Origin of the sequence: Bacteroides sp. 3_1_13, assembly GCF_001185845.1 — a bacterium.
Classification (GTDB): domain Bacteria; phylum Bacteroidota; class Bacteroidia; order Bacteroidales; family Bacteroidaceae; genus Bacteroides; species Bacteroides xylanisolvens.
In genome coordinates, this window is the sequence record NZ_KQ236956.1 from 1,527,079 (window position 1) to 1,541,158 (window position 14,080).

At 46.7% G+C, this 14,080-nt stretch carries 12 protein-coding genes; 5 read left to right on the forward strand and 7 right to left on the reverse strand.

From position 1 onward, the window contains the following. Positions 1–2: 2 nt before the first annotated feature. The 3 genes from HMPREF9009_RS18730 to HMPREF9009_RS18740 all read right to left on the reverse strand — a co-directional run bounded on the left by HMPREF9009_RS18730 (position 3) and on the right by HMPREF9009_RS18740 (position 4,674). Positions 3–905 (reverse strand): helix-turn-helix domain-containing protein, encoded by a 903-nt coding sequence (locus HMPREF9009_RS18730; RefSeq protein ID WP_049702966.1) that lies wholly within the window; start codon positions 903–905, stop codon positions 3–5. A 95-nt stretch (positions 906–1,000) separates the two neighbouring features. Further along, positions 1,001–2,743, reverse strand: coding sequence for a bifunctional metallophosphatase/5'-nucleotidase (locus HMPREF9009_RS18735; RefSeq protein WP_049702967.1), 1,743 nt, complete (start codon positions 2,741–2,743; stop codon positions 1,001–1,003). Continuing rightward, positions 2,740–4,674: a sensor histidine kinase gene (locus HMPREF9009_RS18740; protein ID WP_049702968.1), complete on the reverse strand. Its 1,935-nt coding sequence runs from the start codon at positions 4,672–4,674 to the stop codon at positions 2,740–2,742. Before HMPREF9009_RS18740 ends, HMPREF9009_RS18735 begins: the two co-directional genes overlap by 4 nt. A 118-nt stretch (positions 4,675–4,792) precedes the next feature. Between HMPREF9009_RS18740 and HMPREF9009_RS18745 the strand changes: the two genes are divergently transcribed. Then, positions 4,793–6,925, forward strand: coding sequence for a Tex family protein (locus tag HMPREF9009_RS18745; protein ID WP_008644202.1), 2,133 nt, complete (start codon positions 4,793–4,795; stop codon positions 6,923–6,925). On the opposite strand, the gene HMPREF9009_RS18750 is transcribed toward HMPREF9009_RS18745, so the two are convergent. After that, on the reverse strand, positions 6,897–7,793 hold the full coding sequence (locus HMPREF9009_RS18750; protein ID WP_008022056.1) for a CPBP family intramembrane glutamic endopeptidase: 897 nt from the start codon (positions 7,791–7,793) through the stop codon (positions 6,897–6,899). The genes HMPREF9009_RS18745 and HMPREF9009_RS18750 overlap by 29 nt on opposite strands. Positions 7,794–7,896: 103 nt before the next feature. On the opposite strand from HMPREF9009_RS18750, the gene HMPREF9009_RS18755 reads away from it, so the two are divergent. Next, the gene (locus HMPREF9009_RS18755) at positions 7,897–8,946 is read left to right on the forward strand and encodes a leucine-rich repeat domain-containing protein (protein ID WP_008770942.1); all 1,050 of its coding nucleotides are present in this window, start codon (positions 7,897–7,899) and stop codon (positions 8,944–8,946) included. 91 nt (positions 8,947–9,037) lie between these two features. On the opposite strand, the gene HMPREF9009_RS25845 is transcribed toward HMPREF9009_RS18755, so the two are convergent. From HMPREF9009_RS25845 to HMPREF9009_RS18770, 3 genes are all read right to left on the reverse strand, one after another. Further along, positions 9,038–9,139 carry a smalltalk protein gene (locus HMPREF9009_RS25845; protein ID WP_151433306.1) on the reverse strand — a complete coding sequence of 34 codons (102 nt, stop codon included), beginning with the start codon at positions 9,137–9,139 and terminating at the stop codon, positions 9,038–9,040. Positions 9,140–9,326: 187 nt separating this feature from the next. Continuing rightward, the gene (locus HMPREF9009_RS18765) at positions 9,327–9,770 is read right to left on the reverse strand and encodes an N-acetylmuramoyl-L-alanine amidase (RefSeq protein WP_049702970.1); all 444 of its coding nucleotides are present in this window, start codon (positions 9,768–9,770) and stop codon (positions 9,327–9,329) included. Positions 9,771–9,820: 50 nt separating this feature from the next. Continuing rightward, the gene (locus tag HMPREF9009_RS18770; protein ID WP_008644168.1) at positions 9,821–10,321 is read right to left on the reverse strand and encodes an HU family DNA-binding protein; all 501 of its coding nucleotides are present in this window, start codon (positions 10,319–10,321) and stop codon (positions 9,821–9,823) included. A gap of 295 nt (positions 10,322–10,616) precedes the next feature. Between HMPREF9009_RS18770 and HMPREF9009_RS18775 the strand changes: the two genes are divergently transcribed. The 3 genes from HMPREF9009_RS18775 to HMPREF9009_RS18790 all read left to right on the forward strand — a co-directional run bounded on the left by HMPREF9009_RS18775 (position 10,617) and on the right by HMPREF9009_RS18790 (position 14,048). Next, positions 10,617–10,862, forward strand: coding sequence for a DUF4248 domain-containing protein (locus HMPREF9009_RS18775; RefSeq protein ID WP_004297879.1), 246 nt, complete (start codon positions 10,617–10,619; stop codon positions 10,860–10,862). Positions 10,863–11,470: 608 nt separating this feature from the next. Next, positions 11,471–11,728 (forward strand): hypothetical protein, encoded by a 258-nt coding sequence (locus tag HMPREF9009_RS26030; RefSeq protein WP_009039383.1) that lies wholly within the window; start codon positions 11,471–11,473, stop codon positions 11,726–11,728. Positions 11,729–11,855: 127 nt separating this feature from the next. Continuing rightward, a complete protein-coding gene (locus HMPREF9009_RS18790; protein ID WP_049702972.1) occupies positions 11,856–14,048 on the forward strand; it encodes a VapE domain-containing protein in 2,193 nt (730 codons plus the stop codon). The last annotated feature ends 32 nt before the right edge of the window (positions 14,049–14,080 follow it).

Consider the following 14,080-nt stretch of genomic DNA (forward strand, 5'->3'; position numbering starts at 1 on the left):
TTTTAGCGGCTTTTCCGGTATTCTTTTGGAGACATACCGGTGTAATGCTTGAAGTATTTCCCAAAGAAAGACTGGTTTGCAAAATTCAGCTGGTCGGCAATCTCCTGTATATTCATACTTGAAGAATTCAGGAGGGCTTTCGCTTCCAGAATCACCAACTCGTCAATCCACTCTCCCACCGTTTTTCCGCTGACTTCTTTCACTACTCCCGAAAGATGCTTCGGCGTCAGACACAGTTGATCGGCATAGTATTTTACGCTGCGTTCAGACTGGTAAGACTCCACCAGAGACTCATAAAAGCGTTCGAAGATATACTCTTTCCGGCTTTTATTCTTCATCGTAGTAGCGTTTGCGGGTGCATGATTAGTGAAAATAGTGCAAAGCTCGAAAAAGAACCCCTGCATCAGTCCCATTACCACTTCCCTACGGTATAAAGCCTCCTTATTCCTCAACCGTTTCCTGATAAACGCGTGATACTCCTTCACCACCTCCTGCTCGTGCGGAGTGAGGTCGAAACACGGATAATCTTTCAGATAGAAAAACAAAGAAAGCACATTTCCGATCTTAGGCAACGTCTCCAGCAAGTTCTTCGACACAGCAAAGAAAATGCCTTTAAAATCGTGACTGAAATACCGCTGCTCGATAATCTGATTAGGCAGTGCTATCACCATCAATCCGGGACACAATTGAAATTCACGCAGACTGATCTTAAAAGTACCGGTACCCTCCAGACAAAGCCCCACCGTCAACACTTCCAGTTTGGTAGGCCCGTTATACAACGATATAACGCTCTCCGTATCGAAAAGCGCTATATCATTATCAACAACATCAATGTTGTCGGCATCTATATGTTTAGAATGAACTACCGAAGAAATACCTACTTTCGGAACACTTTGAATATCCATACTCTCTCTTTTTTTGGCGACAAATATACCAGCATTTAATCAGATATACAAGCCAATCGGGAGCATTATCGGACATAATGAACACTTTTAGATACTTATCGAACAGACCGGAACAGATATTCATAATCACGTTTGGCAGCCGGCACCGTCCACTTTTCCGGGACAAACTTCCACTGATTGAGCGCTTTCGGGTCCATCGTTCCTTTCTTCTCAATATAATTCATCAGATAGAAACGGAGGTCCTTATCCGTAGAGAAAATAATGCGGTCTTTCAATTTCTCCTGCGGGATGCCCGACCCTTTCGTCAGCAATTCTCCGCCACCATTGCCACGGTAAGAATTCAAGGCCACCTTATATATCTTATCCATGCGGAAAGGAGAACCATCGGCCATGCTTGTAATCGTTATTTTTTCACCCTGCGGTTTAGTGACATCCACCGTATAAATAATGCCCGAAGCCGAGTCGAAATTAAAACTGTAATTCTGGAAAGACGATCTATCCTCCGCACTTTCACGACGCTTCTCCTTGAACCAGAGCAGATGATCCTCCGGCGATTTCATCCGGTTCGTCCACATATAATAAGACATCTCCAAGAAATCCTTAATCTCCTTTCCGGACAGAGTCATCACATACAGCATGTTCTCATACTTATATAAATTGAACATATCACTCACGAATACATCCCCCTTCTTTATTTCCGAATCAAACGAAAGCGGAGCGGCAAACGAGATGTCGGCACCGGTGATGTCGAGCTGCAAGGTATGTATCAGGTCGATAAAGGCAGAAGGGCCGAAGAAAGCAGGATGAGTGGAGATACTTTCGGTAAAAGTGCCGATCTTCTTCGAAACGAACTTCTGCACCGTTTCATATTGCGGGGCAAAACGCTTCATAAAGTCCTCGCTGATTCCGTAAGCCTCCGTTTCCGTCAAGACACCCTTGATATCCTTGCTCTGCACCTTTCCATCTTTCAGTTTCAAGGTCACATCTACGTTAGACAAAACAATCCCATTGCTGGCCGGATCGATAATCAACACCGAGTCTCCGGCAACATTCATCACCTTCTTACATTCGCGGGAATGATCGTGCCCCATCAATACGATATCGAATCCCGGCACATTCTTCGCTACGTTGAGAGAAGCGTTCTCGTTGTATTTGCCCGACATTTTGAAAGCCTCCTGTCCGGCATGGAACAAGCCGATCACCAAATCCGGGTTCTCTTTTTCACGGATAACCTTCATCCATTTGCGTGCCGTCTCTTCCATATCATCGAAACGCAATCCTTTCCACAGATTTTCAGAGAGCCATGCAGGGATGGCAGGGGTAATCATTCCCAATACCACGATCTTCACGCCCTCACGTTCCAACACTTTGTAAGGAGCCAGATGGGGCTGTCCCGTAGATGTATCTATGATGTTGGCACCCAACACTGGGAAGTCACAAGTGGCGATCCAACGGTCGAAAACGGCACGTCCCGTTTCCACGTCATGGTTACCCATGTTGCCGGCATCATACTTCATATAATTCATCATTTCCGAGCAAAGATGGGGAGACACCGTATCTATATAATTATAGTAATAGGCAGTGGGCTGTCCCTGCAAAATATCACCGTTATCCAGCAATATCAGATTCTCCTTATATTGCTCGCGCTCTTTCTGCACGAAAGAATAAATCCGTGCCAGACTCCCCTTCCACTCGTGGCGGGTTATAAAATTATAAGGATAATAATTGCCGTGTACGTCACTTGTTTCTACAATCTTCAGTTTCACCACCTTCTCCTGCGCCGCAACAGACAGAGCGAGGCAGAAAAGCAAGCCATAAATTAATACGATTCGTTTCATTCTTTTTCTATATTTAGATTTAACGGATGAGAGAATACAAACCGCGCCCCACCGGTATAGTCAGGGTCGATCCATATACTTCCTTTCCATTTGTGCACAATCAATTTACAGATAGACAATCCCAGTCCGGTACCCTGGGCATATTCATTCAGCTTCTCAAAACGCTCGAACACAAGTCCCTGTTTTTCTTTCGGGATACCGCATCCGGTGTCCGTCACCGAGAAGACAGCCATTTGCGTTTCCTCGTTCACAGAAAAGTCCAATGTGATCTTACCGCATTTCGTAAACTTGTTGGCGTTGGACAGCAGGTTAATCATCACTTGCTGCATACGCTGCACATCCGTCACCATCCGGAAAGATTCGAAAGAAGTGGTAAACAAGAACTGGTTTTCCGACGACTGCCGAGAAAAACTAACAGACGCCACCACCTGGCTGCACAGCTGCACCACATCACATTCCTCCCAAGTCAGCGTCACCCGGTTGGCCTCCAGACGTGAAAGGTCGAGAATATCGTTAATCAGTCGAAGCAACAAATCCGAATTGGTTTTGATAATCTGATAATAAGACTGCTGTTCCTCCTCCGTGCTACCGCCAACGGCCAATACATCCGAGAATCCCACAATCGAATTCAACGGTGTGCGTATCTCATGGCTCATATTGGCAAGGAAAGCACTCTTCAGACGATTAGACTCTTCCGCCCTGTCTTTTGCTACGCGCAAGTCCTTCTCCGATTTCAGCAGCTCATCTTTCAGGCGTTTCGTACGGAAATAATAGAAGAGAGAGATGCACAAGCCGAGCACCAGTATCACAAACAAAGCACAGGCAGACCATATTTGATAAGTATATTGCTGATAGAACGAAACCGGCTGGTTGACAAGCTGCACTTTAAAAGGCAATACCGCCGGGTCCAGCCCCCATTCCTTCACCTTCCGGCTATCCAATACCGCTTTGCAGCCGATTACCGAAAGATGTTTCGCCGTATCCTGCGGGTGCGTATCCATCCGTACAGACTCCATAGCCATTTCTCCACCCACTTTCCGGTAGTCGGGCAACACCCCTCCTATCGCCCAATGACCGAGACTCACCGATGAAGGGGTAAAAGCCGGAATGGTAGGGGTAACTTCCATCATGGCATACGTGGCATTTCTCATGAAATACCCCTCATTCATATCCACCCGCCACGTTCCTACCAGGATCACCGTATTTTCGGGCAGTTGCCTCAACTCCTCAACGATGGTATAAATAGAATGTTTCCGTCCATCCATCAGAATCAAATCCAGATCGGGGAATTTCTTCATTTCTTTTCGTACCAATGCTTGCATGGTTACTCCGCCATACGTGTTGTCCGAAATAAAGGCAATGTGTTTCGTTTTCGGATAGAAGGCTTGAATCATCTGAATATTACCCTCTATATCATATTGGTTGATAAATCCCGATTTGAGTTCGGGGATATTCAGATGGTCGTCGAAAATATCGACAGATTCGGGCATCCAGCTGTCCAGGCTTCCCACGGTATCTTCCGGCAATATCACCACGTTGCTACTGGCCAGACTGCACATCACGGGCACTTTCACCTGCATTTCATCCCGCTGAGACAAATAAGCGGCCCATGCTTCCTGACCTAACAAGATAATCTGCGCCGGATGCTTTTCCCCCTGGTATTTAGCAAGAATCTGTGTCATCATTTTGCTCCATAGCGGAGCTTCCGAGAAGCTTTTACAGTTCATATTCTCGATGATGATGTCGCGCTGTCCTCCCAACTTGCTATATTCATCCATATAATCGGAAATAGTGACCGATGTTTGGTGCGCTGCCGGATTATAAGAACAGATAATCAGAATAGGTTTCTTATCGTTAGAGACAGCCAAGACCTTCGATGACTGCAGGAGCCAAAGAAAACAGATAAAAAAATACCCAAGACGTCCCAGCATAATAATGCAGTTTTGATGTGTTAATTCATTAATTGAGTTGCAAATATAGTAAAACTTGTCGGGTTTAACAGATTTATATGTATTTTTGTCGCTCATTTACTGTCAAAAAATACAAATTATGGAATTATTTCACAAGATGATTTCCGGATTTCTGGGCATACCGGAAAGACAAATAAGCAGCACGCTCCATCTTTTGGGCGAAGGTGCTACGATTCCTTTCATCAGCCGATACCGCAAAGAAGCCACTGGCGGGCTGGATGAGGTGCAGATAGAGCAGATAAAAGAGCAACACGATAAGTTGTGCGACATAGCCAAACGGAAAGAAACGATTCTCGGCACCATCACCGAACAGGGCAAACTGACTGCCGAACTGGAAAAGCGCATCAACGACACCTGGAACCCGACGGAACTGGAAGATATATACCTCCCTTACAAACCCAAACGGAAGACACGTGCCGAAGTGGCCCGCCAGAAAGGACTGGAGCCGCTTGCCACCATCCTGCTGTTGCAACGGGAAAACAACCTTAGCGCCAAAGCTGCTTCCTTTGTAAAAGGTGAAGTGAAAGATGTGGAAGACGCACTGAAAGGTGCGCGTGACATTATCGCGGAGCAGGTGAACGAAGACGAGCGTGCCCGTAACGCGGTACGTAACCAGTTCGGGCGCCAGGCAGAGATTACGGCCAAACTAGTCAAAGGAAAAGAGGAAGAAGCAGCGAAATACCGCGATTATTTCGATTTCTCCGAGCCACTGAAACGTTGCACGTCCCACCGTTTGCTCGCCATCCGCCGGGCAGAGTCGGAAGGGTTGCTGAAAGTGTCTATTAATCCCGACGACGAGGCCTGCATCGAACGTTTGGAACGCCAATTCGTACGTGGCAACAACGAATGTAGCCGGCAAGTGGGCGAAGCCACGACGGATGCTTACAAACGGTTGCTCAAACCTTCCATCGAAACAGAATTTGCCGCCCAATCCAAAGAGAAAGCCGACGATGAAGCGATTCGCGTATTCACCGAAAACCTCCGCCAACTTCTTCTCGCTCCGCCATTGGGACAAAAACGGGTGCTCGCCATCGACCCCGGATTCCGTACCGGATGTAAGGTGGTTTGTCTCGACGCACAAGGCAATCTGTTGCATAATGAGAATATCTATCCGCATCCTCCGATCAACAAGACCGGCGAGGCTGCTTCGAAACTTCGCAAGATGATTGAGGCCTACCAGATAGAAGCCATCTCCATCGGCAACGGAACGGCAAGCCGGGAGACGGAAGATTTCATCAACAGTCAGAGTTTCGACCGTCAGATACCCGTGTTTGTAGTCAGCGAGCAGGGGGCTTCCATTTATTCGGCTTCCAAAATTGCTCGTGACGAGTTTCCGGATTACGACGTAACGGTGCGTGGGGCAGTCTCCATCGGACGCCGCCTGATGGATCCGTTGGCAGAGTTGGTGAAGATAGATCCAAAGTCTATCGGCGTGGGCCAATACCAGCACGATGTAGACCAGACGAAGCTGAAGAAAGCACTCGATCAGACGGTAGAGAATTGCGTGAATCTGGTCGGGGTAAATCTGAATACGGCAAGCAGTCATCTGCTCACCTATATATCCGGTCTGGGCCCCCAACTGGCACAGAACATTGTCAATTACCGGGCGGAGAACGGAGCTTTCAGTTCGCGGAAAGAACTGATGAAAGTGCCGCGCATGGGCGCCAAAGCCTTTGAGCAATGCGCAGGATTTCTTCGCATCCCCGGAGCTAAAAATCCGTTGGATCATACCGCCGTGCATCCGGAAAGTTACCACATCGTAGAGCAAATGGCCAAAGACCTGAAATGCACCATCGACGAGTTGATAGCCGACAAGGAACTTCGCCGGAAGATCAATATTTCCGACTACATCACTCCTACCGTCGGCCTGCCTACCTTACAGGACATTCTGCAGGAGCTCGACAAGCCGGGACGTGACCCGCGCAAGGCTATCAAAGTCTTCGAGTTCGACAAGAATGTACGCACCATAGCCGATTTGCGCGAAGGGATGATTCTTCCGGGCATTGTAGGCAATATCACTAATTTCGGGGCGTTTGTCGATATAGGAATTAAGGAGAACGGTCTTGTACACCTTTCTCAATTAGCGGAACGGTTCATTTCCGATCCGACAGAAGTGGTGTCCATCCATCAGCACGTCATGGTGAGGGTGATGAATGTAGATTATGACCGGAAACGGATTCAACTTAGCATGATCGGGGTACCGCAAGACTGATTGCTTCTCTTTTCTCTCCCCACCACACGATCAGAATCGTAAATACAATCATAAGTACTGTGCAAATGAGCGAGCCTTCAAAACCGAAGGCTCCGCCATTCAGTACGTTTTCTTCGGGCATACGCAAAGTCAGCATACTGGTGGTGAAGTTGTTTCCGCTTACCTGATAACCGAGGATGGGGCCTTGAATCCAATTCCAGAAAAGATGAAGCGAGATAGGGAAACACAGGTTCCGCGTATATAGATAGGAAGCTCCCAGCAGCATACCTGCCAGCAACAGGTTGAGCATAGGCAGGAAAGCTATTTCGGGATTGAAGATGTGCATAAAGGCAAATAACGCTGCCGAGACGAAAAGCGCCAGGAATTTATTCATGGTGGTATGCAATAGGCGTCCGAGGATATAGCCGCGCATCAGTATTTCTTCGAACAAGGCGACCAGCAGGAAAAACACCCACGAGCCCAGCAGATCCAACGGCTTGAACTGGAAACCGGTGACTTCTATCTCTCCCAAGACGAACGAGATTCCGAAGCCGAACAGATAGAGCAGGATTGCCATCAGGAAGCCATACCACAGTCCCTTAACGTGTCCTTTTAAGGAGAGCCCCAAATCAGAAAACGGACGGCGTTCGAAGCGGAGCATAGGAATGGCGGCGGTCAGAACGGCGAGCAGCATACTGGCTTCGAGGATAATGTATCCCATCACTCCCGGATGGCGGGCTTCCACACCCAACACCAACGACAAACATCCGCGGGCCAGCGTACCATACAATCCAAGAAGTATGAAAAGTATCACAATAAACAGCGGGATACAAGCCCACACAGGAAGTCTTTTGGGTTCTTTGCCCCCAGCAATGTTGTCTGCCTCCATTTTTACAATTTGTTAATCCGGCTACAAAATTAGATATAAAACATAAAAAAACATCATGTATTCTCTATTTTTCCTATATTTGTCAGAACAAATCTACAAAATTATGAAAATAAAACTACTATTGATAAGTTTCTTATTGGCCGCTAATGCGTTAGGAGCAGCCGCCCAAGTGAGTAAAACGTATTATGTGAGTAAGCCCGGTACGCTGATTTCCATGATGACTGAAGAGGAAGCCAACAGTGTCACCCATCTCACACTGACCGGAAAACTGAACGCGGAGGACTTCCGCCATCTCCGTGACGAATTTGATAATCTGAAAGTATTGGATATTTCGAACGCTGAAATCAAGATGTACAGCGGAAAAGCGGGCACTTATCCCAACGGGAAATTCTATATTTATATGCCGAACTTCATTCCTGCATACGCATTCTCGAATGTGGTGGACGGAGTGACCAAAGGCAAAGCCACGCTGGAGAAAGTGATTCTTTCGGAGAAAACAAAGAATATCGAAGATGCCGCCTTCAAAGGTTGCGAGAACCTGAAAATCTGCCAGATCCGCAAGAAGACAGCTCCCAACCTGTTGCCGGAAGCGTTGGCAGACAGTGTTACTGCTATCTTCGTCCCCCTGGGCAGCAGCGACTCTTACCGCTACAAGGACAGATGGCAAAACTTTGCGTTTATCGAGGGGGAACCGGTAGAAACTACCCTGCAAGTGGGCGCCATGGGCAAACTGGAAGAAGAGATTCTGAAAGCGGGACTGCAACCCAGAGACATCAACTTCCTGACCGTTGAAGGTAAACTGGATAACGCCGACTTCAAACTGATCCGCGATTATATGCCGAATCTCGTCTCTGTCGATATTTCCAGAACGAACGCAACGGCTATCCCCGACTTCACTTTCGCACAGAAGAAGTATCTGTTGAATATGAAATTACCTCATAATCTGAAATCTATCGGACAGCGTGTATTTAGCAACTGCGGTCGCCTTTGCGGTACGTTGGAGCTGCCGGCCAGTGTGACGGCTATCGAGTTCGGTGCTTTTATGGGATGCGATAATCTCCGCTATGTGTTGGCTACCGGAAATAAGATTACGACGCTGGGTGATAATTTATTCGGGGAGGGAGTTCCGAGTAAGTTGGTTTATAAGAAATAAATATACGATTTATTTTATGAGTAATAAAAAATAGAGAGGGTGGAATAGAAAATCTATGCACCCTCTCTAAAATAAACTAATCCTCTGTTTCTTACAGACTCATCGCATTAGCTCCAAATACGCCTGCTACTGCTGACGCCACCGCGATGACTACTTTCAAAATCATATCCCAAAGGGATTTCTTACTTGCCATAACTCTACACACCTCCTTTCCGAACTCTTTAAATGATTCATTACTTCCTATGACCTGCGCACTACTTCCTAAAAAAACGATTCTCACTACATGATGTCGTTATCCGGCTGAACGCATATCAGCGTTGTCTGGTTGGACACATATTGTTGTTATCCTATTGATAACTAAGATTTTACTCATCAGGAGTTCAAAATTCCGCTTTCACCTCAAAACACGGACACGCTTTGATCCATTCTTCCGGTTCAATCTCCCCGTTTCCGTTGCGGTCGGGACTTAAATCCCGGTGACCGCACACCCGGCTACCGGGGAAAGTCTCAAGTAATTGATGTACCAGCAGTTTGAGTGCCGCCCGTTGTTCCGATGTCCGCGTGTCTGCCGGACAACCGTGGCCATCCAAACCGCCTTCGTAGCAGATACCGACACTGTTCGAGTTAAATCCTTTCACGTGCGCACCGATACGTTCAATCGGTCGGGTGAGGTGCACTGTTCCATCCTTGCGGATGTAGTAGTGATAACCTGTTCCGTTAAATCCACGCCGACGGTGTTGCATCTCCAAGTCATCCAGGGTGAGAGAACGGTCGGCACGGGTGGCGGAACAGTGGATCACGATCAAATCAATCTTTCTCATCATAGTGCCACTATTTTTCTTATCAGTTGTAAACATTATCTGCACTCTACGAATTAAGCTGCCGGATCCGGAGCTTCACCACTACCTCCACCGGAGTCTCCGCCACCTTCATCACCGGGATCTTCACCATCGGTTTTCTTTTTCTTGGGCGCGTCGAGATCCAGAAACTCGATTTTCTCACCGGCACGGGTAGACGTCAGATTAGGACGGACACTGCTCGAAGGACGGAAATTGATGTTCACCGTCTTGATGTTCTTCATCGTACACTCATCTTTCGTGTCCACTCCCCGCGTGGTAGCGGAAAGGCTGAATACACCAAAATCATGGATATTGACGGATTTACCGTCGAACAGCGCCGTACGCATCGCTTCTACGAGATTAGTCAGCACACTCTGAATGTCACCCAACGACAGGGAACTTTTCTCTTTCATCGTGTAAGCAAGTTTATCCAGGTCTACACTCTGTCCCTGCGTCACAAGTTGCGGATGATACTTCACCACCCCATCAACCTTTCTCGGGTCTTTACGACCCATTCTTTTAAATGGTATTGCCATGATAAATTAAAAATTGAGAATTAATAATTGAAAAATAAATATTACAGATTGCGGTTGTCGCAATCAATATCGGAAGAGAGGAACGAGCTCTGTTTCTTTTTCTTTCGATACCTCAAAGGTAGTGTATTATAAGGGGATGAAATGACGTACTTTGTCTTACTTTGACCTAGTTTGTCTTACTTTCATTCAGAATGTATTTACTTTTATTCAGAGTGATTTTATTTTACTTATATACTTGGACAAGCGGGAGATTTTCCGTATATTTGGAATACGATAAAATTAATTTTCCGAAGATATGAAAGCAGAAAAAGAAGAGATAGCAGAGGAGCCGTTTGTCATACGTCCGTATTTGAAATCGGAGCTGGCACATTTATATAATCCGTATGTACCGTTGGTGTATGCCATGCGAAAAATGAGGGAGTGGATCAGAAATAACAAGGAATTATATGACGCAATGTATAGCGGCGGCGAAGGAAAAAACGACCACGCTTATAGTGCAAGGCAGGTGCGGCTCATCGTGAGGTATCTCGATGAGCCATGAATCTCTTTAGGGCAAGTGCTGATTAGCTATAACGAAAATAAAATTAGCTATAATGAAATCGAGATTAGCTATAATGAAATCAGAATTAGCTATAATGAAATCAAGATTAGCTATAATGAAAACAAAAGCGGTTATGGGGGTATTCTGTCCAATATCTGTTTTATAATGCCAGCCCTGCAACTGTGCCCTGTCGACATTATGATAGGACTCCGTATAATACATGGTATCTTGAGGACAAACAGGCTGTGTGTTTTCTTATTGAATGCTGTTAGTTTTCTTATTTAATAATGTACACGTGCGCAGGCGCGAGAGAATATTCTTTTTATATAGAAAAAGCGTGTAATTGAGGTGGAGGGGTTCCACCTCAATTACACGCTTTTTCCATCAAATAAAATATATAAAGAGAATAAAAAGTATAAGTAAACGATAGAAACAAAATAAAACGTACCTTTGCGTCTTTTTAGACCAACATTTTTTAACATTAATCAAATAACACTTAAAATCATGAGAAAAAAGACATTTTTTCCGAAGGCTTCGTTTACCAGAACAAACAGGCTGTAACACTCGAAAAGGGAGAATTTCCCCAAGTATCCCAGTTTATCACGCAAATGCTTGGCACTGTCAACAATTTGTATACCAACAGAATAGAGGTAAGTCCAGGCGACCGCAAGAAGTTTCTCCTCCCCTTTGTCCATCTCTGTTATGACCATGACTCTGTTTTTAACATTAAAAGCCCCAAATACTTTGCAGAGTTGTTGTTTATGGCTGTTGATTTCAAGAAATCGGATGATTCGGACGAATCATTAAGCGTGGAAGAGATTGATTATGAGATACAAAGAATGAAAAGAACGCTTCTTGAGGATTAACACGAAAGAGCCGACTGTTAAAAAACTGCTTTTTGAGTACCAAAAGCAGTTTTTTTATTCTACATGAAAAGCCGTCCTTTGCAGTGTGTTAATATTGACACGACTTACATTCATATCAATAATTAAAATGGAAAATATCTCAATAACGACATACAGGGGATTATCACTCGTATCAGGAAGTATCAGTATCCGGCAAATGTTCGAATTTATCCGGGGAGATATCTATCGCGACAGAATCCGGAGACTCCGGGAAGCAATGGATGCAGGAGAAACGGTGAAAGCAGACCACATGAAGAAGCAACTGCCCTACTGCACCATCACGGCTACTTACGCCAAGGAAAGGCTGGCTTACAGTCTGGACACGTATCAGGACATCATCACGCTCGACTGTGACGATATGCCGGCAGAAAAGATCCCGGAATTCCGCCAACTAGTGAACGATTGCCCCGACACGCTAGGCAGCTTCGTCAGCCCCCGGATGCACGGGCTGAAGATCTTCGTCTATCTTACCGGCAATGAGGCGGAAGCCTTACGCGCCGAACTGAACGCATTGGGAACCGTAGACTTCCTCACCCTCGAACGCTACCACCACCGCATGTACGCTCTGGCAAGCAGCCAATATGAAAAGCTGCTCAATACCAAAGTAGACACCAGCGGAAGCGACCCGGGACGCGGATTCTTCGTGTCGCACGATCCGGACGCTTTCCTCTCTACCGAACGACTGGAAAACGTGAAGCCGCTGACCGTAAAAGTGACACTGCCCACTGAAGAAGAATGTAAAAACAAGAAGCGCAAGAATCCGGGAAAACGATCCCCGCTCCTCCCCGTGCAGGAGAATGCGTCGCCCATCGACCTGCAAGTGCAACTCGACTTCCGCAAGGCACTGGAGTACACCAAACGCAAAGAACGTCTCGAGATAGGCAACCGGGACAATTTCTTCTATTGTCTCGGCAATCAGTGTTACCACCGCCATATCACGGAAGAGGAATCCGTCAGTCTGGCACACAGTCATTTCGGCGACCTACCCGACTTCGACCTCACTCTCCCCCTGCACAATGCCTACCAATACACCTCAAAGACCGACCAGGCAGAAGAAGAAAGCCAACAACCGAGAATATGCCAGGTCATCAAATTTATGGACGAACACTACGAAATCAGGAGAAACGTGGTGAAAGAGCAAATCGAGTTCCGGAAAATAATACCTGATCTCCCTAAAACAGAGCAGCCGCCTTTCAGCACACTGCGCACAAAGGATGTCAACACATTCTATATCAACGCACAGATGAAGAAGATATACAGTTCGCAAGCTAATTTGAAAGCACTGGTGGACTCGGACTATGCAAAGCCGTTCAACCCGTTTGTCCATTATTTCACCTCACTCCAGACATGGGACGGGAAAACAGACCACATCGGCCAACTGACAAAAACAGTGAAAGCGGCAGACCAGGCTTTTTTTGAAGACAGCTTCCGCCGCTGGCTGGTGGGAATGGTGGCATGTGCCATCGACGACGAAGCGCAAAACCACCAGTTGATGCTGCTCCACGGCGCACAGGGAAAAGGCAAGAGTACTTTTGTCCGCCATCTCCTCCCACCGGAGCTGAAGGATTATTATCGCAACGGCATGATTAGTCCCGACAACAAAGACCATCTCCTGCAAATGTCGTCCTGCCTGCTCATCAATCTGGATGAGTTTGATACGCTCTCTCCCGCACGCATGCAGGAGTTGAAAAGTCTCATCACGCAAGATGTAATGAACGAACGGAAGGTTTACGACATCCAAAATTATACGTTCATCCGCCGCGCATCATTCATCGCCAGCACCAACAATCCGCACTGTCTGCCGGACATCGGCGAGAACAGGCGCATCCTGTTCAATACGTTGCTGGAAATAGATTATCACACGCCTGTCAACCATCAGGGGATATATGCACAAGCATACGCACTCTACCGGCAGGGGTTTCAATATTGGTATGAGAACCAAGAGATTACGTTTCTCAACAACCGCAATGAGGCGTTCCGCCAAAAAGATCCGGTAGAGGAGAATCTTTTCTTCTATTTCCGGGCAGCCAGACCGAACGATATTCAGGCGCAATGGTATCCTGCCTCCTACCTGCTGTCGGTATTGAGCATGAACGGGCGCACACAAGCCAACGCACAGATGAAACAAATGCTGGTCACGGTATTGGAAAACAACCATTTCCACTCACGGAAGACCTCCAACAATATCACGGAATATTGGGTGGTGGAGTATTCGGCCGAAGAGCGCAAAGAAAATTCAATACGCCCGCAGCTCCCGGTGCAGACGGGGTTGGAGTTGTAGTTTTCCCGCGAAATGGCAGTTTTCACACGGAT